Annotated in this window: 25 protein-coding genes; 14 read left to right on the forward strand and 11 right to left on the reverse strand. The window is 61.8% G+C overall.

All coding sequences use genetic code 11. The features are described from left to right. Nucleotides 1-113: 113 nt before the first annotated feature. Entirely contained in the window at nt 114-2,867 is a 2,754-nt protein-coding gene (polA, locus tag P3T17_RS07185; RefSeq protein WP_429405722.1) for a DNA polymerase I, read from the reverse strand. A gap of 1 nt (nt 2,868) precedes the next feature. On the opposite strand from polA, the gene P3T17_RS07190 reads away from it, so the two are divergent. Next, nucleotides 2,869-3,612, forward strand: coding sequence for a TIGR00730 family Rossman fold protein (locus P3T17_RS07190; protein WP_074266560.1), 744 nt, complete (start codon nt 2,869-2,871; stop codon nt 3,610-3,612). A gap of 10 nt (nt 3,613-3,622) precedes the next feature. Here P3T17_RS07190 and P3T17_RS07195 read toward each other — a convergent pair whose 3' ends face one another. Beyond that, entirely contained in the window at nt 3,623-4,531 is a 909-nt protein-coding gene (locus P3T17_RS07195; RefSeq protein WP_429405724.1) for a transcriptional regulator GcvA, read from the reverse strand. Between the two features lie 98 nt (nt 4,532-4,629). On the opposite strand from P3T17_RS07195, the gene P3T17_RS07200 reads away from it, so the two are divergent. Beyond that, nucleotides 4,630-5,199: a chromate transporter gene (locus P3T17_RS07200; protein WP_429405726.1), complete on the forward strand. Its 570-nt coding sequence runs from the start codon at nt 4,630-4,632 to the stop codon at nt 5,197-5,199. Beyond that, the gene (locus tag P3T17_RS07205; RefSeq protein ID WP_074266562.1) at nt 5,196-5,726 is read left to right on the forward strand and encodes a chromate transporter; all 531 of its coding nucleotides are present in this window, start codon (nt 5,196-5,198) and stop codon (nt 5,724-5,726) included. The genes P3T17_RS07200 and P3T17_RS07205 overlap by 4 nt, the downstream gene beginning before the upstream one ends. 16 nt (nt 5,727-5,742) lie before the next feature. Here P3T17_RS07205 and P3T17_RS07210 read toward each other — a convergent pair whose 3' ends face one another. Further along, complete coding sequence (locus P3T17_RS07210; protein WP_074266563.1) at nt 5,743-7,269, reverse strand: AMP nucleosidase; 1,527 nt, start codon at nt 7,267-7,269, stop codon at nt 5,743-5,745. Nucleotides 7,270-7,468: 199 nt separating this feature from the next. Here P3T17_RS07210 and P3T17_RS07215 point away from each other — a divergent pair, with 199 nt between their 5' ends. The 6 genes from P3T17_RS07215 to P3T17_RS07240 all read left to right on the forward strand — a co-directional run bounded on the left by P3T17_RS07215 (nt 7,469) and on the right by P3T17_RS07240 (nt 12,522). Continuing rightward, nucleotides 7,469-7,864: a hypothetical protein gene (locus P3T17_RS07215; RefSeq protein WP_074266564.1), complete on the forward strand. Its 396-nt coding sequence runs from the start codon at nt 7,469-7,471 to the stop codon at nt 7,862-7,864. Nucleotides 7,865-8,042: 178 nt separating this feature from the next. Next, entirely contained in the window at nt 8,043-9,038 is a 996-nt protein-coding gene (locus tag P3T17_RS07220; protein ID WP_429405728.1) for a homoserine kinase, read from the forward strand. After that, complete coding sequence (locus tag P3T17_RS07225; protein WP_429289414.1) at nt 9,029-9,835, forward strand: BPSS1780 family membrane protein; 807 nt, start codon at nt 9,029-9,031, stop codon at nt 9,833-9,835. Before P3T17_RS07220 ends, P3T17_RS07225 begins: the two co-directional genes overlap by 10 nt. A gap of 130 nt (nt 9,836-9,965) precedes the next feature. After that, nucleotides 9,966-10,418, forward strand: a complete 453-nt coding sequence (locus P3T17_RS07230; protein WP_074266567.1) for a MarR family winged helix-turn-helix transcriptional regulator — start codon at nt 9,966-9,968, stop codon at nt 10,416-10,418. A gap of 148 nt (nt 10,419-10,566) precedes the next feature. Next, nucleotides 10,567-10,986 carry an organic hydroperoxide resistance protein gene (locus tag P3T17_RS07235; RefSeq protein WP_429289416.1) on the forward strand — a complete coding sequence of 140 codons (420 nt, stop codon included), beginning with the start codon at nt 10,567-10,569 and terminating at the stop codon, nt 10,984-10,986. A gap of 36 nt (nt 10,987-11,022) precedes the next feature. Continuing rightward, nucleotides 11,023-12,522 (forward strand): cryptochrome/photolyase family protein, encoded by a 1,500-nt coding sequence (locus P3T17_RS07240; RefSeq protein ID WP_429405730.1) that lies wholly within the window; start codon nt 11,023-11,025, stop codon nt 12,520-12,522. A gap of 80 nt (nt 12,523-12,602) precedes the next feature. Here the strand turns inward: P3T17_RS07240 and P3T17_RS07245 are convergent, their stop codons facing one another. Together P3T17_RS07245 and P3T17_RS07250 are read right to left on the reverse strand one after the other, a co-directional pair. Then, entirely contained in the window at nt 12,603-12,779 is a 177-nt protein-coding gene (locus tag P3T17_RS07245; protein ID WP_074266570.1) for a DUF3563 family protein, read from the reverse strand. Nucleotides 12,780-12,911: 132 nt separating this feature from the next. Further along, complete coding sequence (locus P3T17_RS07250) at nt 12,912-14,102, reverse strand: extracellular catalytic domain type 1 short-chain-length polyhydroxyalkanoate depolymerase (protein ID WP_429405732.1); 1,191 nt, start codon at nt 14,100-14,102, stop codon at nt 12,912-12,914. Between the two features lie 422 nt (nt 14,103-14,524). Here P3T17_RS07250 and P3T17_RS07255 point away from each other — a divergent pair, with 422 nt between their 5' ends. Further along, entirely contained in the window at nt 14,525-15,235 is a 711-nt protein-coding gene (locus P3T17_RS07255) for a phosphatase PAP2 family protein (protein WP_074269233.1), read from the forward strand. Nucleotides 15,236-15,417: 182 nt separating this feature from the next. Here P3T17_RS07255 and P3T17_RS07260 read toward each other — a convergent pair whose 3' ends face one another. Next, nucleotides 15,418-15,801 carry a tautomerase family protein gene (locus tag P3T17_RS07260; RefSeq protein ID WP_429405734.1) on the reverse strand — a complete coding sequence of 128 codons (384 nt, stop codon included), beginning with the start codon at nt 15,799-15,801 and terminating at the stop codon, nt 15,418-15,420. 98 nt (nt 15,802-15,899) lie between these two features. Here P3T17_RS07260 and P3T17_RS07265 point away from each other — a divergent pair, with 98 nt between their 5' ends. Beyond that, nucleotides 15,900-16,754 (forward strand): LysR substrate-binding domain-containing protein, encoded by an 855-nt coding sequence (locus P3T17_RS07265; protein ID WP_429405736.1) that lies wholly within the window; start codon nt 15,900-15,902, stop codon nt 16,752-16,754. A gap of 79 nt (nt 16,755-16,833) precedes the next feature. Here the strand turns inward: P3T17_RS07265 and P3T17_RS07270 are convergent, their stop codons facing one another. Then, nucleotides 16,834-17,097 carry a hypothetical protein gene (locus tag P3T17_RS07270; protein WP_429405738.1) on the reverse strand — a complete coding sequence of 88 codons (264 nt, stop codon included), beginning with the start codon at nt 17,095-17,097 and terminating at the stop codon, nt 16,834-16,836. 526 nt (nt 17,098-17,623) lie between these two features. Between P3T17_RS07270 and P3T17_RS07275 the strand changes: the two genes are divergently transcribed. Next, complete coding sequence (locus tag P3T17_RS07275; RefSeq protein ID WP_143787722.1) at nt 17,624-17,986, forward strand: MbcA/ParS/Xre antitoxin family protein; 363 nt, start codon at nt 17,624-17,626, stop codon at nt 17,984-17,986. Continuing rightward, entirely contained in the window at nt 17,983-18,684 is a 702-nt protein-coding gene (locus P3T17_RS07280; RefSeq protein WP_429405740.1) for an RES family NAD+ phosphorylase, read from the forward strand. The genes P3T17_RS07275 and P3T17_RS07280 overlap by 4 nt, the downstream gene beginning before the upstream one ends. A gap of 23 nt (nt 18,685-18,707) precedes the next feature. Here the strand turns inward: P3T17_RS07280 and P3T17_RS07285 are convergent, their stop codons facing one another. The 4 genes from P3T17_RS07285 to P3T17_RS07300 form a co-directional block, all read right to left on the reverse strand. Next, a complete protein-coding gene (locus tag P3T17_RS07285; protein ID WP_083611770.1) occupies nt 18,708-19,445 on the reverse strand; it encodes a metallophosphoesterase in 738 nt (245 codons plus the stop codon). A gap of 164 nt (nt 19,446-19,609) precedes the next feature. Next, on the reverse strand, nt 19,610-21,037 hold the full coding sequence (locus P3T17_RS07290; RefSeq protein WP_429405742.1) for a c-type cytochrome: 1,428 nt from the start codon (nt 21,035-21,037) through the stop codon (nt 19,610-19,612). 19 nt (nt 21,038-21,056) lie between these two features. Continuing rightward, the gene (locus tag P3T17_RS07295; protein ID WP_429405744.1) at nt 21,057-22,658 is read right to left on the reverse strand and encodes a GMC family oxidoreductase; all 1,602 of its coding nucleotides are present in this window, start codon (nt 22,656-22,658) and stop codon (nt 21,057-21,059) included. 88 nt (nt 22,659-22,746) lie between these two features. Continuing rightward, nucleotides 22,747-23,328 (reverse strand): sugar dehydrogenase complex small subunit, encoded by a 582-nt coding sequence (locus P3T17_RS07300; RefSeq protein ID WP_429405746.1) that lies wholly within the window; start codon nt 23,326-23,328, stop codon nt 22,747-22,749. Between the two features lie 276 nt (nt 23,329-23,604). On the opposite strand from P3T17_RS07300, the gene P3T17_RS07305 reads away from it, so the two are divergent. Further along, the gene (locus P3T17_RS07305; protein WP_074266583.1) at nt 23,605-24,267 is read left to right on the forward strand and encodes a DUF1345 domain-containing protein; all 663 of its coding nucleotides are present in this window, start codon (nt 23,605-23,607) and stop codon (nt 24,265-24,267) included. Nucleotides 24,268-24,318 lie beyond the last annotated feature (51 nt).

Consider the following 24,318-nt stretch of genomic DNA (forward strand, 5'->3'; position numbering starts at 1 on the left):
CCGCGTAGGGACCGTCTGTCAGAGATTGTCTGCGAGCAGCAGGGTTTGCCACAAGCCATCAAGGCGCATATGTGACATGCGCACGACGATATCGCTTGATAGTCAACTCTGCGTCAATGTGCCTCTTCCCAGTTCATGCCCGCACCCACTTCGGCGACCAGCGGCACTTTCAGCGCGGCTACGCCGCACATCAGCTCAGGTAAGCGCTTGCGTACTTCGGACAGTTCGCTGTCGGGCACTTCGAGGATCAGTTCATCGTGCACCTGCATGATCATGCGCGTGCCGACCTTCGACGCCTCCAGCCAGTCCTGCACGGCGATCATCGACATCTTGATCAGATCGGCTGCGGTGCCCTGCATTGGCGCGTTGATGGCGGCGCGTTCCGCTGCCTGACGACGCGGTCCGTTGCCGCCGTTGATTTCCGGCAGCCACAGGCGGCGTCCGAACACGGTCTGGACGTAGCCCTTTTCCTTCGCGCTCGCGCGGGTCTCGTCCATGTAACTTGCGACGCCGGGATAGCGCGCGAAGTAGCGGTCGATATAAAGCTTCGCCGCATCGCGCGTGATGCCGAGGTTGGCAGCCAGACCGAACGCGCTCATCCCGTAGATCAGGCCAAAGTTGATCACTTTGGCGACGCGCCGTTGATCGCTCGAAACTTCGAGCGGCGTCACGCTAAAGATCTCCGCAGCGGTGGCGCGGTGGATATCCTCGCCCTGCGCGAAAGCACGCAGCAGCGACGCATCGCCTGAGATATGCGCCATGATGCGCAGTTCGATCTGCGAATAATCCGCGGAGACGAGCTTGTGACCCGGCGCAGCAATGAACGCCTCACGGATGCGACGGCCTTCCGCCGTGCGCACGGGGATGTTCTGCAGATTCGGATCGTTCGAAGCAAGCCGTCCGGTGACCGCCACCGCCTGCGCATAGTTGGTATGCACGCGCCCCGTTTGCGCATTGACCATGCGCGGCAGCTTGTCGGTATACGTGGACTTCAGCTTCGACAGGCCACGGTGTTCAAGCAGCAGCTTGGGCAAAGGATAGTCTTCAGCCAGCTTCTGCAGGACTTCTTCATCGGTCGAGGGCGCGCCGCTCGGCGTCTTCTTGACCACCGGCAATTGCAGTTTCTCGAAGAAGATCTGCCCGATCTGCTTGGGCGAGCCGAGATTGAATTCGCCCTCGGCGAGGACATAAGCTTCGGTCTCCAGTTCGATCAGCCGCGCCGCAATTTCATTGCTTTGCTGGCGCAGTTTCTCAGCGTCGATCAGCACACCATTGCGCTCCATCTTGCGCAATACGCGGGACGTGGGTACTTCGATGTCGCTATACACGCGCTTCAAACCTGCGTCTGCGGCAACCTGCGGATACAACGCCTGATGCAAACGCAACGTGATGTCAGCATCTTCCGCTGCGTATTCCGCGGCCTGTTCGAGCGCGACCTCGTCGAAACCAATCTGCCCTGCACCCTTGCCCGCAACCTCTTCGTACTTGATCGTCTTGATGCCGAGATGACGCAGCGCGAGACTGTCCATATCGTGCGTGCGATGCGATTCGAGCACATACGATTGCAACAGCGTGTCGTGCTCGATGCCGTTCATCGCGATGCCGTAGTTCGCGAGCACCTGCTCGTCGTATTTCATGTGCTGACCGACTTTCTTGTGCTCGGCACTTTCGAGCCACGGCTTCAGCTTCGCGAGCACTTCGTCGCGCGGCAACTGCACAGGATGATCCGGCCCGCGGTGCCCCACCGGAATATACGCGGCCGAGTTCGCCTCGACCGACAGCGAAATGCCGACGAGTTGCGCCAGCATCGGATCGAGCGCGGTGGTTTCGGTATCGAACGCGGTCAGTTCCGCCGCATTGATTTTCGCGAGCCACGTGTCGAACTGTTCCCACGTCTGCACGGTGTCGTATTTGCGCTCGCCGTCGATCACAGGCGCCACGTCCACGCCGGCGCCAGGGCCTTCCACGACCTCCGCCACTTCGACTTCACGCAGCCACGTCTTGAAGCCGTGACGCGAGAAAATATCGCGCAGTTCATCGCGCGCTTCGGGACGGCTTGTCAGGCTCTCTTCGATCGATGTGAGATGCGGCGTCAAATCGCAAGCCGTATCCACGGTTACGAGCTTGCGCGCCATGGGCAGGAAATCCAGCGCGCGGCGCAGGTTGTCGCCTACTGCGCCTTTGATCTCGTCCGCATGAGCGACCACACCGTCGAGCGTTTCGTACTGCGTAAGCCACTTGAGCGCCGTCTTTGGACCACACTTCTCGACGCCGGGGACGTTGTCGACCGTGTCGCCGATCAGCGACAGGTAATCGACAATCCGTTCCGGCGGCACACCGAACTTGGCCACTACGCCGGCACGGTCGAGCGTCTCGTTGGTCATCGTGTTGATGAGCGTGACCTTGTCCGTCACGAGCTGCGCCAGATCCTTGTCGCCGGTCGAGACGATCACCTTCATGCCGCGCTTCTCGGCAGCGACGCTCAACGTGCCGATCACGTCATCGGCTTCGACGTGGTCGATCATCAGCAGCGGCCAGCCGAGCGCGCGCACCGCAACGTGGATCGGTTCGATCTGCCGGGCAAGGTCTTCCGGCATCGACGGACGGTTCGCCTTATAGTCGGGATACCAGTCGTCACGGAACGTTTTGCCCTTGGCGTCGAACACGCACGCGCTATACTCTGCTGTGACTTCCTTGCGCATGCGCCGCAGCATGTTGATGATCCCATACAGCGCACCCGTCGGTCCGCCATCGGGTCCGCGCAGATCAGGCATCGCATGGTAGGCCCGGTACAGATAACTCGAACCGTCAACCAGTAGCAGGGTCTTACCTTCCAGCTCAGCTTCCAGGATTCGTTCTTCAGGCATTATGAACAAGAGAAAAGTGATTCCGAGTCTGCGATCGCTCGCAGATCAAGAGCGCGCGACAGCCAAAAAGGCCCGCGCATCGTGGCAGATGTTCACGATTATGGCAGAGTTTATTGAGGCGACCGAGTACCTCTCGGAGATTCGCCCGGCTGTCAGTATCTACGGTTCGGCGCGCCTGAAACCGGCCTCGCCGTACTACAAACTCGCCACGCAAATCGCACGCAAGCTCTCCGATGCGGGCTTTGCGGTGATCTCCGGCGGCGGCCCCGGCATCATGGAAGCGGCCAACAAGGGCGCTCATGCAGGCAAGGCGCCGTCAGTGGGCCTGAATATCGAGCTGCCGCACGAGCAATCGGGCAACCAGTGGCAAGATATCTCCCTGCGCTTCCGCCATTTCTTCACGCGTAAAGTGACCTTCGTGAAGAACTCGGACGCGGTGATCGTGATGCCGGGCGGCTTCGGCACGCTGGATGAACTGGCCGAAGTGCTCACGCTCATTCAAACCAAGAAGTCGCGCCACGTGCCTATCATTCTGGTGGGTGGCGAGTTCTGGCAAGGCCTGCTGGCGTGGTTCAAGGACTCGCTGGTGCCGATGGGCCTCATCAATCCGGACGACATGAACCTGATGCAGGTGATCGACGATCCGGACCAGGTGCTCGAAGCGGTGCTGAAGTTCTACGAAGACCGCGACGAGGCAGAACCGCATCCTGCGAAGTCCGATGAAGACCGGATGTTCTATCTGTAACGTGAGTTGATCAGGCGGGCGAAGCATCCCCAGCTTCGTCCGCCTGATCGCCCTGCTCCTGTAGCCAGCGGCAAAACTGCTCGACCACCGGCGCGTGCGCGACTTCGCGGCGCGCCACCCACCAATAGCCGCGCGCGTCGGTTCGCGGAGCGTCGAGCGGCATCACGAGGCGGCCGGAAGCCAGTTCATCGGCCAGCATCGGCAATGGTCCGAGGGCGACGCCCAGTCCATCCACAGCCGCTTGCAACGCCAGATAGAAATGATCGAACGACTGCTTCTTGCGGCATTTCGCCTTCACGCCTGCCGCCGTCAGCCAGTTGCGCCACGCATCGGGCCGCGTATCGGAATGCAGCAGCACATGACGCGCGAGATCGTCGGCTACCTTGATCGGCGAGCGCTGTAATAGCGCCGGGCTGCACACGGGCAGCTCGCTCTCTCCAAGAAAGTGTCCGCTCACACAGTTCGGCCAATGTTCGGGGCCGCGCCTGACCGCGACGTCATAACCTTCCAGCATCTCGAACGGCACGCTCGACGTCGACAGCCGCAATTCAACATTGGGCATCTTGCGCTGAAACTGGTTGAGCCGCGGCAGCAGCCATTTCATGGCAAACGTAGGCAGCGCGTTGATGCGCAGCACATGCACGACGCCGCTATCGCGTAGCTGATTGGTCGCGAGGGCGATGCTGTCGAATGCGGCCTGGACGGTTGCCAGGTAGCGGCGACCATCGTCAGTGAGCCGCACGCGCTTGCCGATACGATGAAATACCTGCACGCCGACCCACGCCTCGAACGCGGCGACCTGCCGGCTAATTGCACCGTGAGTCACATGAAGTTCGTTCGCAGCCGCGGTGAAACTTTCATGCCGTGCCGCGGCTTCAAAGGCACGTAGCGCCGGAAAGGGGGGAAGATTGCGAGCCATGCTTGTGATTCTAGATCACAAAGAGACGCCCGAAAAATCGTTTTGCCCAAAGATGAATCGGAGTTAACCTCCGCAGCATGGACAACGCGGCGCACACCATGGATCAAAACCTCACTTCTACCGACGCCAGCCCTGCGTCACCGCCCACCGTCGGCGAGATCTTCAGCGGCTTCCTCGGTCTCGGGCTGATCTCGTTCGGCGGCGCCCTGCCATTGGCGCGGCGCGCGATCGTCGAGCGGCGCCGCTGGCTCAGCGCCTCGGACTTCACCGATCTGCTCGGCCTGTGCCAATTCCTGCCGGGCGGCAACGTGATCAATCTTTCGGTGGCGATCGGCATGCGCTTTCGCGGCCTGCCGGGCGCACTGGCAGGCCTGCTTGGGTTGATTGCGGGGCCGTCGCTGGTCGTGATCGGCCTCGGTGTGCTGTACGAGCACACGCAGAACGATCCGCATATCCGTCATCTTTTTGCGGGACTCGCGGCCGCGGCTGCGGGCCTGCTGATCGCGATGGCGGTAAAGATCCTGCTGCCGCTATGGCGCAAACCGGCCGCGATCGCTATTGCCGCACTGGGCTTCGTGGCGATCGCGCTGCTGCGTTTCCCTCTGCTGCCCACCATGCTGGTGCTCACACCGCTGAGTATCTATCTCGCATCGAGGGCCGCACGATGAGCAGCACCCTGATTTCACTCGCCATCATTTTCAGCCAGTTATCGCTGCTTGCCTTCGGCGGCGGCAATACGATCCTGCCGGAGATGCAGCGCCAGGTGGTGGACGTGCATCACTGGATGCCGGCCAGCGAGTTCAGCGCGCTCTTCGCGCTGGCACAGGCCGCGCCCGGCCCGAACCTGATGGTCGTGACGCTGGTGGGATGGCACGTGGCCGGATGGGCGGGGATGCTGGTGACCTCGGTTGCGAAGTTCGGTCCGTCTTCGATTGTGACGATCCTCGCGCTCAAGGCCTGGGAGCGCTTTAAGGACCGCCCGTGGCGGCGCTATGCCCAAGCCGGACTGGTGCCGGTGACGGCGGGGCTAGTGGCGGCAAGTGCTGCGCTGATCGCGCATGCGTCGGATACGACGTTGATTGCATGGGCCATTACCGCCGTATGCGCCGTGCTGGCGATCAAGACGCGCATCCATCCGTTGTGGCTGCTGGCCGCCGGCAGCCTGATAGGGCTAACCGGCCTTGGCCAGTTCTAGAGCGAGCAGGTTACGGTTATTGGAAGGCCACCTCAGCAAAGCTGCGCAGCTTGCGGCTATGCAGACGATGCAGACCGTTCATGCGCAACAACTCCATCGCCTTCACGCCGATCTGCAAGTGCTGATCCACCTGCGCCCGATAGAACTGGTCGGCCATGCCCGGCAGCTTCAGTTCGCCATGCAAGGGCTTGTCCGAGACGCAAAGTAAGGTGCCGTAAGGCACGCGGAACCGGAAGCCATTCGCGGCAATCGTCGCGCTTTCCATGTCCAGCGCAATCGCCCGGCTCTGCGAGAGACGCTGCACCGGTTCGCGGTGATCGCGCAATTCCCAGTTGCGGTTGTCGACGCTCGCCACCGTGCCAGTACGCATCACGCGCTTCAGTTCGACGCCGTCGAGCTGCGTCACCTGCGCGACCGCCCGCTCCAGCGCCACCTGCACTTCTGCGAGCGCAGGAATCGGCACCCACAATGGCAGATCGTCGTCGAGCACGTGGTCTTCACGCACGTAGCCGTGCGCCAGCACGTAGTCGCCCAGACGCTGCGTGTTGCGCAAGCCGGCGCAGTGGCCAAGCATGACCCACGCATGCGGGCGCAGCACGGCGATGTGATCGGTAATGGTCTTCGCGTTCGACGGGCCCACACCAATGTTGATCATCGTGATGCCGCTGCCGTCTGCACGCTTCAGATGGTATGCGGGCATCTGCGGCAAGCGCGGCGGTGCCGTGCCTTCGACGGCCTGTTCGCCGAGATTCTCGTTGTAGGTGATCACGTCGCCCGGCTCGACGAACGACGTGTATTCGCTGCGATAGGCGCGCAACTCTTCGTCGTCCGTATGTCCCATCATCGTGCGGCCGAGTTTGACAAACTCGTCAATGTAGAACTGGTAGTTCGTGTAGAGCACGTAGTTCTGGCAGTGCGTAGGCGACGTCGCCGTGTAATGCTTGAGCCGATGCAGCGAGAAGTCGACCCGCGCGGCCGTGAACAGCGCGAGCGGATGCGGCTCGCCGGGCCCCGGCTCGTAGGTGCCGTTGACAATGCGATCGTCCAGAAAGCGCAGATCTGGCGTATCGAACACATCGCGAATGCCAAGCAGCCGCTCGCGATCGAGGTCACCTTCGAGGTGGATCCCTTCCGCAAAGGCGAAATGAACCGGAATGGGCTGATCCGACACGCCCACTTCGATCTGCACGTGATGGTTTTTCGCCAGCAGACGCAGCTGCTCACGATAATAGTTGCCGAACAGGTCGGGCCGCGTCACGGTAGTTTCGAACACGCCCGGGCCAGCCACGAAGCCATAGGACCGGCGCGAATCGATATGCGTGTTGACCTCGGTCGACACCCTGACAAACGGGTAACACGCACGCACCCGGCGCTCGAACAGCTCATTACGCCGGTAACGCGCGAAGGCATCGCGCAGGAATGAGGTGTTGGCTTCGTAGATAGCAGACAGGTGAGTCACGGCATCCGCAGCGTCGTCGAAGGCCTCGGTCGGGAAGTCATTGGCGGGTGTCTGCACCGCGCGCTGATTGGTGTTGTTGTTCATCTTCGTTCGCCTCGAGTGATGAATCCACATTACCACGGAAACCTGACCGTTTGGTCATCCGGGGACGGACCAGCGGGCGTCGGCACGTTTGAGCGCATGCCGCGCACACGAAGCGCGAAAGCGGCGCAAAATAAGCCTGACGCTCCGCGTGGGCAAGGCTGGATTTGCTAGAATCGGGGCACCTTATTGGAGAATGACCATGAAGCCGCTCCTTCCCGTCGCCGTTGCTTTGGCGCTCGCCATCGGCAACACCGCGATGGCTGCCCAGCCCGCAGACGCAACGCCGCCCGCCAGCCCGCCCTTGTCCGCCAATGAACAGGCCGGGCTGCCTGACCTGGCCGCGATCAACCGTCCGGCCGCTGAGGTCAGCTCGAAGGTCGAAATCAACCAGCCGCGGCTGCCGAGTTTCTACGAAAAGAGCCCGAACGGCACTGAAATTACCGAATATCGCGACAAGGGTAAGCCGGTAGAAATCGACGTGCATTCGAATTTCGGCACGAGCTATCACATGGGCGCACCGCTCGACACATCGCCTACCGCAAACAACAGCGGCCATCCGAGCACGCGTCTGCCGTCCATGAGCCTGAGCTACTAATCGATCGTTTGAGTGCGGCCCAGCAGCGGAGCGCGGGTGGCTCCGCTTGCATGCAGTGAATCGCCCGCGGCCTGGCGCCCGGGCCTTCAACCGGTTTGTCCCGCTTGCCCTGATTACCCATACCTTGCCGCACTGGCCGCACCGCGCCAGCCCGACCACCTGATCCGACGTTTCCCGCATGGCTGTCTTCACTGCTGTCACCGAACCCCAACTGGCTGAATGGATGCGACATTACGATCTCGGCGAAGTCGTCGAGTTTCGCGGCATTTCCTCGGGTATTGAAAACAGCAACTTCTTTCTGACGACGACGCGCGGCGAATACGTCCTCACGATTTTCGAAAAGCTGACGGCCGGGCAACTGCCGTTCTACCTCGACCTGATGCAGCATCTGGCCGCGCACCAGGTGCCGGTGCCGGACCCGATGCCGCGCGAAGACGGCGACCTGTTCGGCATGCTGCACGGCAAGCCAGCCGCTATCGTGACCAGGCTTGAGGGTGGACCGGAACTGGCGCCAGGCGTCGAGCACTGCATCGAGGTCGGTCAGATGCTGGCGCGCATGCACCTTGCGGGGCGCGACTACCCGCGTCATCAGCCGAATCTGCGCAGCCTCTCGTGGTGGCAGGAAACCGTGCCGAGCGTGCTACCGTTCCTCACCGACGCACAGCGTGCGTTGCTCAGCGAAGAACTCGCGCACCAGCAGGCTTTTTTCGCCTCAGCGGACTACGCCGCACTGCCCGAAGGTCCGTGCCACTGCGATCTGTTCCGCGACAACGTGCTGTTCGCCCACGCGGCGCCGGCCAGCGGGCACACAGTGCGTCTGGGCGGCTTCTTCGATTTTTATTTTGCCGGCTGCGACAAATGGCTGTTCGACGTGGCGGTAACCGTCAACGACTGGTGTGTCGATCTGACGACCGGCAAGCTGAACGACGCGCGCGTCGAGGCGATGCTGCGCGCCTATCAGACTGTACGGCCGTTTACCCCCGCAGAGAACCGTCACTGGGGCGACATGCTGCGCGCGGGCGCGTACCGCTTCTGGGTCTCGCGCCTGTATGATTTTCATATGCCGCGTGCGGCCGAACTGCTCAAGCCGCACGACCCGGGCCATTTCGAGCGCATTCTGCGCGAACGCCTTTCCGGCGTTGCACTTCCAGGCATCCATACCTCATGCAACTAATTGAAGTTCCCGCGAAGACCGGCTATGTATGGTTTCGGCAAGGTATCTGGCTGTTTCGCAAGAACCCGCTCGCCTTCCTGACGCTGTTCTTTGCGTATCTGCTGGTGATGACGCTGGTCGCGCAGATTCCTTACGTCGGCGGCGTGCTGCCGCTCGCGTTCATTCCGGGCGTCGCGGTGGGCTTTATGGCCGCCTGCCGCGACACGATCGCGGGCAAACCGGTGTTTCCCACCATTCTGGTAGACGGCTTTCGCTCGTACGGCTCGGTCGTCGCCAAACGCCTGCTTCTGCTTGGGGTGCTGTACCTCGTCGCGATGGCGCTCGTGCTGGCCGGCTCGGCGCTCGCCGATGACGGCATGCTGCTCAAGGTCATGCTGGGCACGACGACGATGGACCCGGACACGATCGTCAACAGCAACATCACGATGGGCTTCCTTGCAGCGCTGGTCTTCTATATTCCGGTGGCAATGCTGTTCTGGTTCGCGCCGATCCTCGCTGCGTGGCACGACGTGTCGCCCGTCAAGGCGATGTTTTTCAGCATCGTCAGTTGCTGGCGCAACCGCGGCGCCTTTATCGTGTTTGGCGCGCTGTGGTTTGCGGTGGCCACTACCGTCTCGTTCGGACTGACGGCGCTCATGCAGGCGCTCGGCGCGGGAGATTTCGCAGTCGCCGCGCTGATGCCGGCCACGATCATCGTCACGACGATGCTCTACTGCTCCTTCTATGCTACCTATCGCGGATGTTTTGGGGTGCAAACGTCCGACACGCCTGATCTGCCCACCACGCCGGCTAGCTGAAGTCTTATCTTTACGCGCTGCGCCCGGATTGCTGTCCTTAGCCGGTCGCATGCTGCGTGCACGGCGGAATTACGTCACAATTGCTTTGTGCGCAATCCATTTGCGTGCATCCTTTTGACTGAGCCGCGTCATGACCCAACGCCCCGCCCTTCCGCTTACGCTCGACGAGCAACTCTGCTTCGCGCTCTATTCGACCTCGCTCGCCATGACGAAGGCGTATAAGCCGTTGCTCGAAAAGCTCGGGCTAACCTATCCGCAGTACCTCGCCATGCTGGTGCTCTGGGAAAGCGACGATGTGACCGTGAAGGACATCGCGGCGCGGTTGAATCTCGATTCCGCCACCGTCACGCCGCTGTTGAAACGGCTCGAAACGCAGGGTTATCTCGAGCGGACGCGCGGCGTCGAAGACGAGCGGCTGGTTTATATCCGGCTCACCAAGCAGGGCGCGGCGCTCAAACGCATGGCGCGCGACGTGCCCGCCGATATTTTCTGCGCTACGCAACAGTCCCCGGAATTCCTCATCCAGTTGCGCGACGATCTGACACAGTTGCGTGGCACGCTCAACGACTATCTCGACCACTAGTTCGCACGACCTGCAGGGCAGGCTATCATTTTCATTTGCAATTTCGTTTGCACACTAATGATTAGTGAGCTATCTTTATAGCATGCCGATTCGACGATGGTCAGCGCGAAGCGCGGCAATCTTCCGACCCAAACCAAGGAGCAGCGAAATGAGCGTACTTTACAAGGCAACGGCAACCAGCACGGGTGGACGCGATGGCCGCGCGGTATCGTCGGATCAGGTTCTGGATGTCAAGCTGGCTGCGCCGCGCGAACTGGGCGGCAATGGCGCGGTCGGAACGAATCCAGAGCAACTCTTCGCCGCCGGGTACTCGGCTTGCTTTCTTAGTGCGATGAAGTTTGTCGCCGGTCAGCGCAAGCAGGCGTTGCCCGCGGACACGACGGTCACGGCAGATGTCGGCGTAGGCCCGAACGACAATGGCGGCTTTGCACTGGACATCGAACTGCGGGTGTCACTGCCGGGTCTCGAGGCCCAAGCGGCCCGCGAACTGGTGGACGCGGCGCATCAGGTCTGCCCGTACTCGAACGCCACGCGCAATAATGTTGACGTGCGCTTGCAGGTCGCCTGACCTGAGACTGCGCTCCCACTCCATCAATCGATACTCATGACGCGCGTCCGACGCCTGAATAACGAATTCGACACCGGCCTCGTCTGGTTTCGCCGCGATCTTCGCAGCACGGACCAGGCCGCGCTTTACTACGCGCTGAAGCATTGCCGACGGGTCTGGTGCGTCTTCGTATTCGACACGACGATCCTGCAGCCGATCATCGAGACATGGCGTAGCCGCCGGCCGGATCATCTACCCGAAGACCGGCGCGTCGAATTCATTCGCGCCGCGCTGGAGGAACTCGATCAGGCGCTGCGTCAGAATGGCGGCGGCCTGATCGTGTTGCATGACGATGCCCGCCATGCGGTTCCTGCACTGGCGGCGCAACTCGAGGTCGAAGCGGTCTTCACGAACCATGATTACGAACCCGCTGCGATCGAACGTGACGAAGCGGTACACGAACAGTTGGCCGAGCAGGGTCGCCAGTTGATCACGTTCAAGGATCAGGTGATCTTTGAACGCAACGAGATTCTCACGGGACAGGGCAAGTCGTTCACGGTGTTCACACCGTACAAGAATGCGTGGTTGAAGCAGCTCAACGCCTTCGATCTCAAGCCGTATCCAGTCGAGACGTATTTGGCGCATCTGGCCGCTCCGCCGACTGGGCTGGATCGCGGCCTGCCCACGCTCAAACAGTTGGGCTTCGCGCCCAGCAATCTCGCCGAACTGAAATTGCCTACCGGCATGAGCGGCGCCCAGCATCTGCTCGACGATTTCCTCACCCGGATCGCGGGCTACGGCGAACGTCGCGATTTCCCGGCCGTAAAGGGTCCGAGTTATCTCTCGATGCATCTGCGTTTCGGTACCGTGTCGATCCGCACATTGGCGCGGCTCGCGCACGAGATCTCATTGCAGCCGGACGGACAAGGCGCGGCGACATGGCTCTCTGAGCTGATCTGGCGGGATTTCTATTTCATGATCCTGTCGTATCACCCGAAGCTATCGAGCGGGTCGGCATTCAAGGCCGAGTACGACAAATTACGTTGGGAAACCGGTCCGCAAGCCGACGCCGCGTTTGCAGCATGGTGCGATGGCCGCACCGGCTACCCTCTGGTCGACGCAGCCATGCTGCAGCTGAACCAGACGGGCTACATGCACAACCGGCTGCGCATGGTAACGGCGAGTTTTCTGGTGAAGGATCTGGGAATTGACTGGCGCCTCGGCGAGCGCTATTTCGCCGAGCAATTGAACGACTTCGATTTTTCGGCCAATAACGGCGGCTGGCAATGGGCGGCGTCAACGGGCTGCGATGCGCAACCGTACTTCCGGATTTTCAACCCGGTGACCCAATCGGAGAAATTCGATCCGGAAGGGCGCTTTATCAAACGCTACCTTCCGCAATTGTCGAACGTGCCGCCGAAGTGGATTCACGCGCCCTGGCTGGCTGGCGTGGAACGTCTGGCGGACTTCGGGGTGACGCTTGGAAAAAACTACCCGGCGCCGATCATCGATCACGCGGAAGCGCGTGAACGGACCTTGGCCCGATTCGGCAAGTAACTCACTCGGGCGATTCACCCGCTAGTAAGCACTCACATGATCGAACCACAGTAACGCAGGTAAAGCTACCTACAGCCTGCTTAGTGCTGGGTCATCCACGCCGGGTGACGCGTCGCGGCTTCACGGTCGAGCTTGCGCATACGAAACTCGAGGTCGTACAGGTCCGTGGCTTCAGCCAGGTAAGCGTCGCTACGCTCTTTGGCCATCTGGTCAGCGGATTTCGTCAGGAACAGGAACAAGCGGGTCAAGAGATACATGGTGAACCTCGGACAGTGATCTAGGGTTAATTCCTAGTGGATAACCCGTATTATAGGGAAAACCCTATGCCCTGCCAAGATATCTTTTCCGAGGTGTTGCTCTACTGCTCTCCGGCTTCAATCTTTTTCCCGCTAAGCCCGTCCCGACGCGGCTCCCACGGAAACACGCTCGGTCTCGCGAGTCGCCGTCGCGCGTCGCTGATATTTGAAAAACTCCCAGATCAGCGCGGTGGCATCGGGTCCTTTGGACGAATGGAACGGCACCGCGTCGTCGCCACCGCTCCACGCATGACCCAGAGCCTGAACGCGGCACATACGCACCACGCGCCGTCCGCCCCGGATATAGTCGCGCGTCACGACACCCGCTTTGCGCTCCTCCCGCTCTTCACCCGCTATGAGCTTGCCCTCGGCATCCACCAACCCGTTCAGGCGCAGAAACTGGGCCGTCAACTGCTCCGCATTGGCCGGCGCGACCACATGATCCGCGTCGCCATGGACAATGACGGCGGGCATACCGGGAAAACCTCGGACATCGACAGCTTCGTCGACCAGCACGATCGGGTCGTGCCGTGTACCGCGCCGCATGACGTCCATTGCCGCGATCCCCGAGCGGGCCTCGCCGAACGCCGGTCCAGAATGCATCGCAACCGCGGCAAACCGTTCGGGATAGTGCGTCGCGAGCAAGGCCGTCAGCCCTGCTCCCGCCGACAACCCCGCCACATATACGCGCTCACCATCGAAGCCATGTTCGGCGACCAGCGCGTCGACCAGCGACACCACGGCGCGCGCCTCGGCGCCGCCGGCGGTGTCACTGGCGTCGTACCAGTGCCAGCAAAGGTGCGCGTGGACATGCTTGGACTGCTCGGGGTACACCACTGCAAAGCCGAACCGATCGGCGAGCAGGTTCATGCGAGTGCCCTCGGCGAATTCGTCGATGGACTGCTTGCAACCATGCAGCATCACAACGAGCGGCAGCGGCGCAGACGGCGTCCCCGGCGGCACATACAAGCCATATTGCAGATGATTGACCAGGCGCCCCGGCGCAGCCGGCGCCGAATGGAACGAGCGCGTCCACGATCCGCTCGCCCAGGCGGCTGCCCGCGGACGCACACGCGATTCGCGCGCGCCCGGCCGGGGCGTCTCGCGTTTGGCGGGCGTACGCAGTGTGGGTACGGGTTTGACCGGTTTGAGCTTGGCGGACACTTTGCCCGTCGGCCGGGTTGGCCGCGCGGCCGTGCGCTTGACGTCGCGCGCGTGTTTGGCCTGAATCGACATTAGACGCTTCAGACCGCCGAGCCAGATTTTCGTCAGACTTTTTGCCATCGGATGGTGACCTCGCAAAAAGGGACCGATACTGTTCTACAAAACCTCAGGTTCGAACCGTAGGTCGTTGTGCAATGCACAATAACACCAATTCCGATGCTGCGCCGAACGCCTGGCGCATCCCTATTTCCGGGCTCGCAGTCACGCAGTGTCTGGCTGTCCGCGGTGGTACGGCGCATTGCCAAGACTTTTTGCCCAGGGTTTCATACGTAAGCAGGAGTAACCGGCAGATCGGCGCCTCCCGCCAAAACGGCGCCAAACGGCCGCCCTGCAAACTCCGTCGGGCACTCCCGTCTATACTGACAGTCAGATAGATTGAACACGTAAACCCTGTCTTGATCCTTGTCGGCCAGATGGACGGCTGGCGCGTTAAATATAACTACGGTCCTGATTCTACGCGGCGCTTACCACGTTTCCCTTCCATGCCTGACTTGTCCTATCACCTTTGGTATTCGATCACCAGCCTCGGCGGCGCCGGCCTGACGCTGCCGCTCGCCATTGCGATCGCGCTGTGGCTGGCGCTCGGCTACTCGTGGCGCATGGCGGCGGGCTGGCTATTGCTGCTGAGTGCGGCAATCGGCGTCGTGACCGTCACCAAGCTGGCTTTTCTCGGCTGGGGCGTCGGCGTGCGCGAACTGGATTTCACCGGCCTGAGCGGTCACGCCATGCTGTCCACCGCCGTCTATCCGGTTGCCCTGTTCCTGATGCTGCTGCCCGCACGGCCCAAGTTTCGCCTTGTGGGCGTGTTGCTCGGACTGGTCGCGGGCATCGCGGTAGGGATGTCACGTGTGGTGCTGAGTGCGCACTCGCCTTCTGAGGCGATCACCGGCTGTATAGTCGGTGCGGTGACCGCGCTGCTGTTCGTGCGCTGGTCGTGGGATGCAGAGCCGGGCCGCTTGTCCGCGGTGCCCGTCGCTGTCAGCCTCATGATGCTGACGGTCGGACTGCACGGCGTCCATGTGCCGACACAGCGCTGGGTGACGCACATTGCCCTCAAGGTATCCGGCCACGATCGGCCGTTCATTCGTGCGCGTTGGAAGGCGGGTCGCTACGACTCTCCGAGTGCCGCGCCGCTGTCGCAAACTCAAAACACCTTGGCGCCGCCGGTTCTTTTGAACAACGATAGCGTGTGACGGCGCGGCAGCGCTGACCGTCGGGGTCAGGTCGCCGCCATCACAGCAGGCGCAGCCGCTCACAGCAGGTAGAGGAAAGAGGCATAGCCTCTTTCCGGTCATGCTACATAGCCCGCAAACAGCCGGGTCGCACCCAAATCGATTCGCCATCCTATGCGCCAGGATCGCCAAACAGCTCGATCCTAAGTCGCGTACTGCCCAATCCCATTACCGAACGACCAGTTTTCCTTCGGCACGTCGACGAGATTCACAAACACGTCTTCCGGCCTCACGCCTGGACTTTCCGCCAGAAGCTCCGCGATCCGCCTGTACAGCGCCTTTTTCAGCTCGACGGTGCGCGTATTGTTCGCGGTGATCTGGATCAGCACGAGATCGTCGCTACGGTTGATGTCCAGGTAGTGCTTGCCATAAAAGAAGTTGTCCTCATCGTGCTCGGTGACGACCATGAACAAGTCGTCCTCCGGCACATTGAACACCTCAATCAACGAACGTTGAATGCCTTGTGTGAGGGCCTTCCGGTAAGCCGCCGGCTTGCCGGCGCGGACAGCAATTCGGGTGAACGGCATGATGAAAGCTCCTTTCGATGAAGATTGAGTACACAGCTTAGGCCGCATCGATCATAATTGACAGACATCATCGGCTATTTCATATATTTTCAATTGAAATGAAAGTACTCGATCTCGATGCGGTTCGCGCGTTCGTTCTGGTCGCCGATCTGCACAGCTTCACTCGCGCGGCGGATGCGCTCGATACCACGCAGTCGGCCGTAAGTCTGAAGCTCAAGCGGCTGGAGGCGCATCTAGGCAAGCAGCTGGTAGAACGCACGCCGCGTGTCGTACGGCTGTCCGCGGATGGCCACGCGTTTCTCATGGCCGCGCGCGATCTGCTGAACGCACATGAACGGGCGCTTGGTTCGTTGTCGGTGGAACGGCGCAGGCTGGCGTTGGGGTTGAGCGAGCATGTCGCCGGCAGAGACCTGCCGGACTTGCTGGCAAAGCTCAACAGCTACGATCCGGGGCTGGTAATCGAACTGCATCTGGGCATGTCGTCGGCACTGCTGGCACAGTTCGACGAGCGACGGCTCGACGCGGTGATCGTCCGCTACGAGCCTGAGGATGCGCCGCGCGACGATGCGACGGTGCTTTCCAGCGAACCACTCGGCTGGCTCGCGGCGCCGGAGTGGCTGTTGCGGGTCGGCGAGCCGCTGCCGCTCGCGCTACTCACTGCGCCGTGCAATGTGCGCGCTGTGGCAATTCATTCGCTGGACGAAGCGGGCATCGCGTGGCGCGAAGCGTTTGTTGGCGGTGGAGTGGCTGCTGTCGGCGCAGCGGCGGCGGCCGGTCTGGCTGTGGCGCCGTTGGCGCGACGGGTGGCCCCGCGGAGGTTGATCGACGTCGGTGAGAGGCTTGGCTTGCCGCCGTTGCCGGAATCGCGCGTCACACTGCATTCGCGGTTGCGGGACGCGCGATCGGTGGAGACGCTGAGATTGCTGGCCGGTGGGTTGGGAAGTGGGGTTTAGAACGCCAGGTAAAAGTACTCGCCACCAGCGCCGGCTCGGGCACCAGGCCAAAGAGCAAGCCCACTCCAACCACACGAACTCAGTGCAGGATCGGCGGCAGATTGCTGCTCTGGGCTACAGGTCTTGCCGCCGTATCAGCCATCGTGGCAACCGGCTGCGCAGGTGCCGGTCTCGGCGCGACGCCCGCCATTGTGGACGCCGGTTGTGTCGAAACTGGTTTTGCAGCGACTTTCTGCTGCTTGCGCGGCATCGCCTTGGGATGTACTGCCGCCATCTGCACATGCCCACCACCGGAGCGCGCCGTCTTGACCGGCTTGTGCGATGCGCTCCTGGCGCCAGCCATCCGTACAGTTCCAGCATGTGCAGACCTACCGGATGCACCTGCACTTGCAGCGACCCTCACGGGGGACGTCGCTTGACGCGCGAGGTGCGTCTTGGCTCCAGGAGCAGCATGGACCGACGCCACCTTTTTGAGAGGCACCGCCTTGTGTCCCTTACCTGCCGTCACGCCCTTCCTCGCATCCACAGGCACAGCCGTACGCCCCTTGGCCCGCTTTACCGGATGCGCCGCCTCAGGCGGATTCCACACCTCCGAATACTGGGCCGCCTGCGCTTGCGCCGTCGCCACACCACAAGCTACTGCCACCACCGCTACCGCCACTGCTCGCACCCACATCGCCCGCCGCTCCTCGTCATCCCGTTCGCTTGTTGGGACGCGATTATACCCAATTATCCTTGCAATAATCCATATCTGGACTAATATTGATACAAAGTACAGATAAGGACCAGACCACATGCCTCACGCCGCCCGTCTCACCCCCGACGATCCGCCGCTACGCCGGCCCGTCACGGAACCCTCGCTGACCGAAATGTCGGCGGCGGGCCTGCGCGCCTTCTTCAAGATCGCGCGCGACTGGGATCTGAGCACAGACGAGCAGATCATCCTGCTCGGCTCGCCGGGACGCTCGACGTTCTTCAAATGGAAGGCCGAGCCGCAAACAGCACGGGTGGGGCGCGACACCGTCGAACGGCTTTCGCTGCTGCTCGGCATTTACAAAGCATTGCAGATCCTGTTGCCGCAGCCCGCCGCAGCCGACGGCTGGATCAAGCGCCCCAACAGCGCGGCGCCGTTCGGCGGCCGCCGCGCGCTCGACCGGATGCTCGCCGGCAATATCAGCGACCTCGTCGCCGTGCGCCAATATCTCGATGCGATGCGAGGCGGCTGGGCGTGACAGAACTGTATTGGCAGGACCGCTGGCGCGTGACGCCGCTCGACTGGTCGCCCGCGTATCGCGTCATTCCGACGCGCTTCCCCGCGGTGAATCTGTACGACCGGGTCGCCTCTCCCGAAGACTTCGACGCGCTTTACGCGCTCGAGGCAATGACCAATGACCGCTTACGCACTGAAGTCGGCGAACTCGATCTGGTGCCGCGCGAGGAACGACGCTTCGGTCCCGGATATGGGCCGATCATGGCCGCGTTCACGCATCTGAATCCGCTTGGCAGCCGCTTTTCGGACGGCAGCTACGGCGTGTTCTACTGCGCCCGTTCACGCGCCACCGCGATCGCGGAGACGCGCTATCACACCGGCAAATTCCTCGCGGCTACCGCCGAGGCGCCGACGCGTCAGCAGATGCGTCTATACACGGTGATCGCGGGTGGCGAGGTGGCTGATCTGCGCGGCGACGCATCGCTAGATCCCGCGGTTTTATCACCGCACGACTACAGCGCCGGGCAAGCGGCAGGTCGCGCAATACGCGAGGCGGGTGCGCCAGGAATCGCCTATCCGTCCGTACGCGATCCCGGCGGAGAATGTCTCGCGGCGTTCAGAACCACGCTGTTGCGAGACTGCCACCACGCGGCCTATCTGGAATACAACTGGAACGGCAACGCCGTCGATATGGTGTTCGAACTGAATCAGGTGGGATAGGAGCGACCGCTAAAGCGGTCCGCTCAAGGCAACGCGAGCGCTGCGGCGCCTACGGCGCGCGCCGTCTCGACAGTCACCGACCAGCGCTCGATCTTGCGGGCCTCGACCAAAGTCAGCTTGCCGCCCGGCCCGAACGCCCCGGTGTCGATGAACACCTGCGCACCGATCTGCTGAACTTCACGCATCGGCGTGTGGCCGCAGTAAGTGAGCGACAGACTGCGCTGCCGGCTCGGGTCGCCGTTGCCCATGGCAAGCCGGCGCCCCCACAGCATTTGCTGCCGTTCGTCGGCGGAAAAGTCGGCGAGGTCGAGATCGGTGTCTGTACCGAAGAATTCCGCATGCAGCACATTGAAACGCTCGCGGCCGGTGCCGACCACGCGTGCCAGCGGCAAACGGGACAAACGTTGCGCGTAGTGCCGCAGCTTCTCATCCGGCAATTCCGCCGCCCAGGTGCCGCCAATGCCGTACCACCACTGCCGGCGCAAGCGCCCTTCGGCGACGGCACACAGCGTGTCTTCGTGATTGCCGAGCACGGCGTAAAACCAGGGCTTGTCGAGTAACGCCAGCGCCTCCTCGGACTGGGTGCCGCGATCGATCAGATCGCCAACCGAAAACAGCCGGTCCCGCGACGGATCGAACTCCACCTCGCGCAACAGATAACGCAACGCGTCGACGCAACCATGCAGATCGCCCACGACAAAGTCGCGGCCGGTGCGGTTGACGTCGTGATGCTCGACGGTAGTAACGATTGCAGGAGTCATGGGGACCATAATAGAACGCGAACGCAAAGTGCGTATGCGCGCTTTCCATCTTTTCTTAAACGGTTGCTGCGCGGCATGACCTGCCGCGGTCTGCTTTTTGTTGGATCAGCGATGCAACCCGGAAAGGCATCCCGGACTGCACCGCAATTTTCAGACCTGAACGGTCATTGTTGCTGCGCCCGCAGTTTCGCCACCTGATCGACGGACAATGTGGCTTGCGGGTTACCAAACTGCTTCGTCACATAGTTCGTGATCGCCGCCACCTGATCGTCAGTAAGTTCTCCGCCGAATGCCGGCATCAGCACATCGGACTGCTTCGTCGTGCGGCTGACGCCGTGCAGGATCACCATCGCCAGATTCGCCGGATCGTTCGCGCCGGCCGTCGAGTTGTGGAGCAGCGAAGGATACGCCCCGGGCGCACTCGCGCCGGTACCTTGCCCCGTCCAGCTATGACACGACGCGCAGTTGGCGACAAACAGTTGCGCGCCGTTCACGCCGGTAACCTCGGTGCCGCGCAGCGCGGTCACGTCGCTGGCGGGCGTACCCAGCTGGTCGCGCGGATGCGTTTCGCCGCCGCTCACCGGTGTAACTGAACGCAGGTACGTCGCGATCGAACGCAGATCTTCAGGCGTCAGATACTGCGTGCTGTCCTCGACGACCTGGCCCATCGGTCCCGCCGCGTTTGCACGGCCCGGCACGACACCCGTCGACAAGTATTTGACCAGATCATCGTCGCTCCAGTTTCCGATGCCGCTATTTTTATCCGGCGTGATATTGAATGCGTGCCAGCCGGCCTGGGTTGCGCCAGAAAAGCGATCGGTCGACTTCAGTCCTTGCAGGATGTTGCGCGGCGTATGGCACTCCTCACAGTGCGCGAGCCCTACCACCAGATAAGCACCGCGATTCCATTCCGCGCTCTGCCTGGGATCGGGCACGAAGCGCCCTTCGGTGAAATTGAACATATTCCAGAACACCATCAGCCAGCGCTGGTTGAACGGAAAGCGCATTTCGTTGCGCGGCGGCGCGTAATGGATAGGCGGCAGCGTGTTCAGATAGGCGCGAATCGCCTGCACATCTTGCCCGGTGACCTTCGTGTACTCGGCATAAGGGAATGCCGGATAGAGCCGCTCGCCGCCTTTGCCGATGCCCTCATGCATCGCGCGCTGGAAATCGGCGTCGGTCCACTGGCCGATACCGGTGTCCGGGTCCGGTGTAATGTTCGGCGTATAGATCGTGCCGAACGGTGTGGCAATCGGCAAACCGCCGGCAAACGGGCGGCTTTTATCGGCCGTGTGGCACGCCACGCAATCGCCGGCACGCGCGAGGTATTCGCCGCGCTTCACCAGATCCGGATCGGAGGATGCAGTCCCGCTCGGCGCGGCGTCCCCGGATGACGGCGAGTCATCGGCCATCGCCTGGGTAATCGGCGATTCGTCGTCGCGACGCACCGGCGGACCATAGGCGTTGTCCCACGCGAGATACATCGCAAACAGCGAGAAAGCAGCGGCAAGCGTCGCCATCCGGATACGGCGGCGGCGCACGCGCTGTGCGAGCAAACCGGCCGGCTGCACGCGAGACGTTTTGTTCGTCATTGTGGCTCTCCGGCTCGGTTCAGATTTCATGCTTGAGCTTGTCGGCCAGCTTGAGCGACAAGGCCGCAATCGTCAGCGTGCAGTTCACCGAGGCAGCCGTGGGCATGACACCGCTGCTCGCGATGAACAGATTCGAATGGTCGTGCGTACGGCAATCCGCATCGACGACGGAATCCGCCGCATCGTTGCCCATGATCGTGGTGCCCATGATGTGATTGTTCGGCGCGAAGGTGTCGTCGAACGAGACCTCGGTGCCGCCGAACAGCGCTGCGATCTGCGCATACAGTTCATGCGTGTTGGCTGCGCTCTTCTTTACGTAGTCGTTGATCGAGTAGTAGATCTCGGGCTGCGGAATACCGAGCGAATCCTTTTGATCCGCGGAGGGCACGATACGGTTCTGCGGTTCGGCCAGATGCTCGTGGAAGCTGTTAATGTTCAGCGTGCGCGCCGCGCGGTCGCGAATCTCACGGTCCAGTTCGGCGCCCGTCACGCCTTTTTTGATCAGACCGGCGGTGACCGCCATCGTCGGCACGCCGTTGGAGAGATGCAATTTTTTCGCTGCGTATTCGGAGCGGAACGCGCCGTCGCGGAAGTTCACCACCGAGGTCATTTCCATCGGCCCGCGTCCCGGCCACAGCGGTTCGTTGGCAAGGAAAGTCACACCCGTGCCTGGATGGTCCATCAGATTGCGGCCCACCTGGTCGGAGCTGTTGCCGATGCCGTGCGGAAACTTATCGGAGGTCGACATCAGCATCAGTTTGGGTGTTTCGATGCCGTTCGCCGCGAGCACGAACAGCTTGCCGCTCACGCGGGTGCTGTTGCCGTTCGGATCCTTATAGTGGACCGCGGTAATGAGCCCACTGTTGTCCGCTTCGACGCGATACACGACGGCTTCCGGGATCAGCTTCGCCCCCGCTTGCTCGGCCTTCTCCGCATGCACCACGCCGTTATACATGGCGGCGATCGGGCAGATCGGCATGCAGTTGTTGTTGCCGCAACAGGTGGGGCGAGCGTCGTAGGGCCGGCTGTTGCGCGCCACCGGCTCGGGCACCACCTTGAAGCCTTGCGCGTTGAGCACGTCGCTAAAGCGCTGATCCATGTACGACAACGGCAACTGACTCATCGGATACGGCTTCGAGCGCGGCGAGCCGAGATCGATCCTGCTGTCCGGACCCGACACGCCAAGCTGCAGTTCAGCAGCGGAGTACCAGGGTTCCAGCGTTTCATACGGATATGGCCAGTCGCGGCCCACGCCGTATAACTTCTTCAACTGGAAGTCCGAGGGAAGCAGGCGCCACGCGGCAGCCGCCCAGTGCCAGGTGGTGCCGCCCACCAGCCGCACATACTGCGAGTTGTACGGATACTCGCCTTTCTGGATCAGGTAGTTGTTGGCCGGCGCATACTCGGGATGCGGCGCGTACGGCGTGGAGGGATAAGGTGTCGCAAAGTCGTCTTTGACTGGCGAGTTACGGAAGTTCTCGACGATCTGCCAGCGCGGAATACGCGGCCCGGCTTCGAGCACGATCACCGAAGCGCCGGCCAGTGCCATCTGATGCGCGACCAGACCACCCGCAACGCCCGAGCCGACTACAACGACGTCGGCGGAATTGGAATTTGCCATTGTTGCCCTCTGTTGCTGCTTGCTTATTTATGCATGCCGCAGTCGCAGACGACGCGAGCCACGACACGTTCGAGAGGCATGCTGTGCTTCAAGCGCCGGCTGGCTTTTGTGTCCAGTAGAACGGCACGTCGCGGCAATAGGACGGAATGGTCAACACGTCCCTGACCGGATCGAACATCAACGCGCTTTCGTAGGCCACCACCTGGACATGCGGCATCTCGCCGACAAGTCCGAGATACCACGCGCGCATGATGGCGCTCACCGTCTTCGCGAGCACCGGTTGATCGGTCTGCAGCGCTTGCGTGACCGTGTCCGATGGCACACCGCCGTGACCTTGCAGCCACGTATTGAGCGCGCTGACGTTCTGCGGGAACTGGGCGTCAGCGTGGACTAACGCATCGTAGACACGCTTGGCGAGGACCGGGTTGAAGCTGGTTCGAGCAGTTAAATGCTGGGACAACGCAAGGAAAGCATCGAGTCCGCCGCCTGCGGGCGCGTCGGCAAAGGCGGAAGGAATGCCGAATGACATCCCGAAGCGTCCAGCGCTCGTGAACGCCAGCGCAGCAGCCGCTGCGCATGCGCCGAGCAGCCACGTTCGGCGGCCGGCTGATTGGACATACGTCACCCTGGGGTGCGCATGATTTTTATCGTTATGTTGGACATCTGTCATGGCGGCTCCACAGATGATGAATCGATTTTCAACCGGCCAACATTGCGGGTATTGGCATGCCTACCCTGCAAGTTGTTCCGGTCGCCCGCCCCAAACCTGGTCTGCGCCGCTTAAGCGGTCTCGTCTTAATGCTGCTGCGATATGAAAAGAAATGACAAAGTGAAAGCCCGGCGCAAGGCCGTTGCGACAGACTATAGCTGCCTCACGAGCATTCGACAATTGGCGCCGGAAGCTCAAGGTAGAATCCGCCACCCTCAATCCTGCTTGATACCGCACATGCCAACGAATTTTTACCCGCAGGTTCTACGCAACCGTCCACGCATGGTTGTCGCGCTTGGAATCGGTATCATCGGCGCGCTGGTGGTGCCCGCCCACATGCGGCCGATGGTGCGCGTGCTGGCTGGATGGGACATCACAGTCTGGTTGTACCTCGTGCTCATCTGGCTGCATATGGCCAAGGCAGATGAACACGACGTCCGCGAATTCGCGCAACGCGACGACGAAAATGCCGGCGTCGTCCTGTTCGTCATCTGCCTGGCGACGCTGGCGAGCATCGCGGCCATCGTCCTCGAACTGGCATCCGCAAAGAATCTCGCCGCCGCGTCGACGCTCGCGCACTACCTGCTCACAGGCCTGACCATGTTCGGCGCATGGTTCCTGATTCCGACCATTTTCACGCTGCACTACGCACGCCTCTACTACACTCCGGACGCGCACGAAAGCGCCTTGCTATTCCCGGATGACAAGCTCGAACCGAACTATTGGGACTTCCTGTACTTCTCGTTCACCATCGCGGTGGCGTCCCAGACCTCGGATGTGGTGCTGCGATCGCGCACGATCCGGCGTGCCGCATTGGCGCAATCGATCCTGTCGTTCTACTTCAACGTGGCCGTGCTAGGCCTATGCGTCAACATCGCGGCCGGACTGCTCGGCTCGTAACGCAACTGGACCAGCGCACCAGGATGCGCCCATAATCAGACCCGCCGGCAT

Origin of the sequence: Paraburkholderia sp. GAS82 (assembly GCF_050436285.1) — a bacterium.
Lineage (GTDB): Bacteria > Pseudomonadota > Gammaproteobacteria > Burkholderiales > Burkholderiaceae > Paraburkholderia > Paraburkholderia phenazinium_B.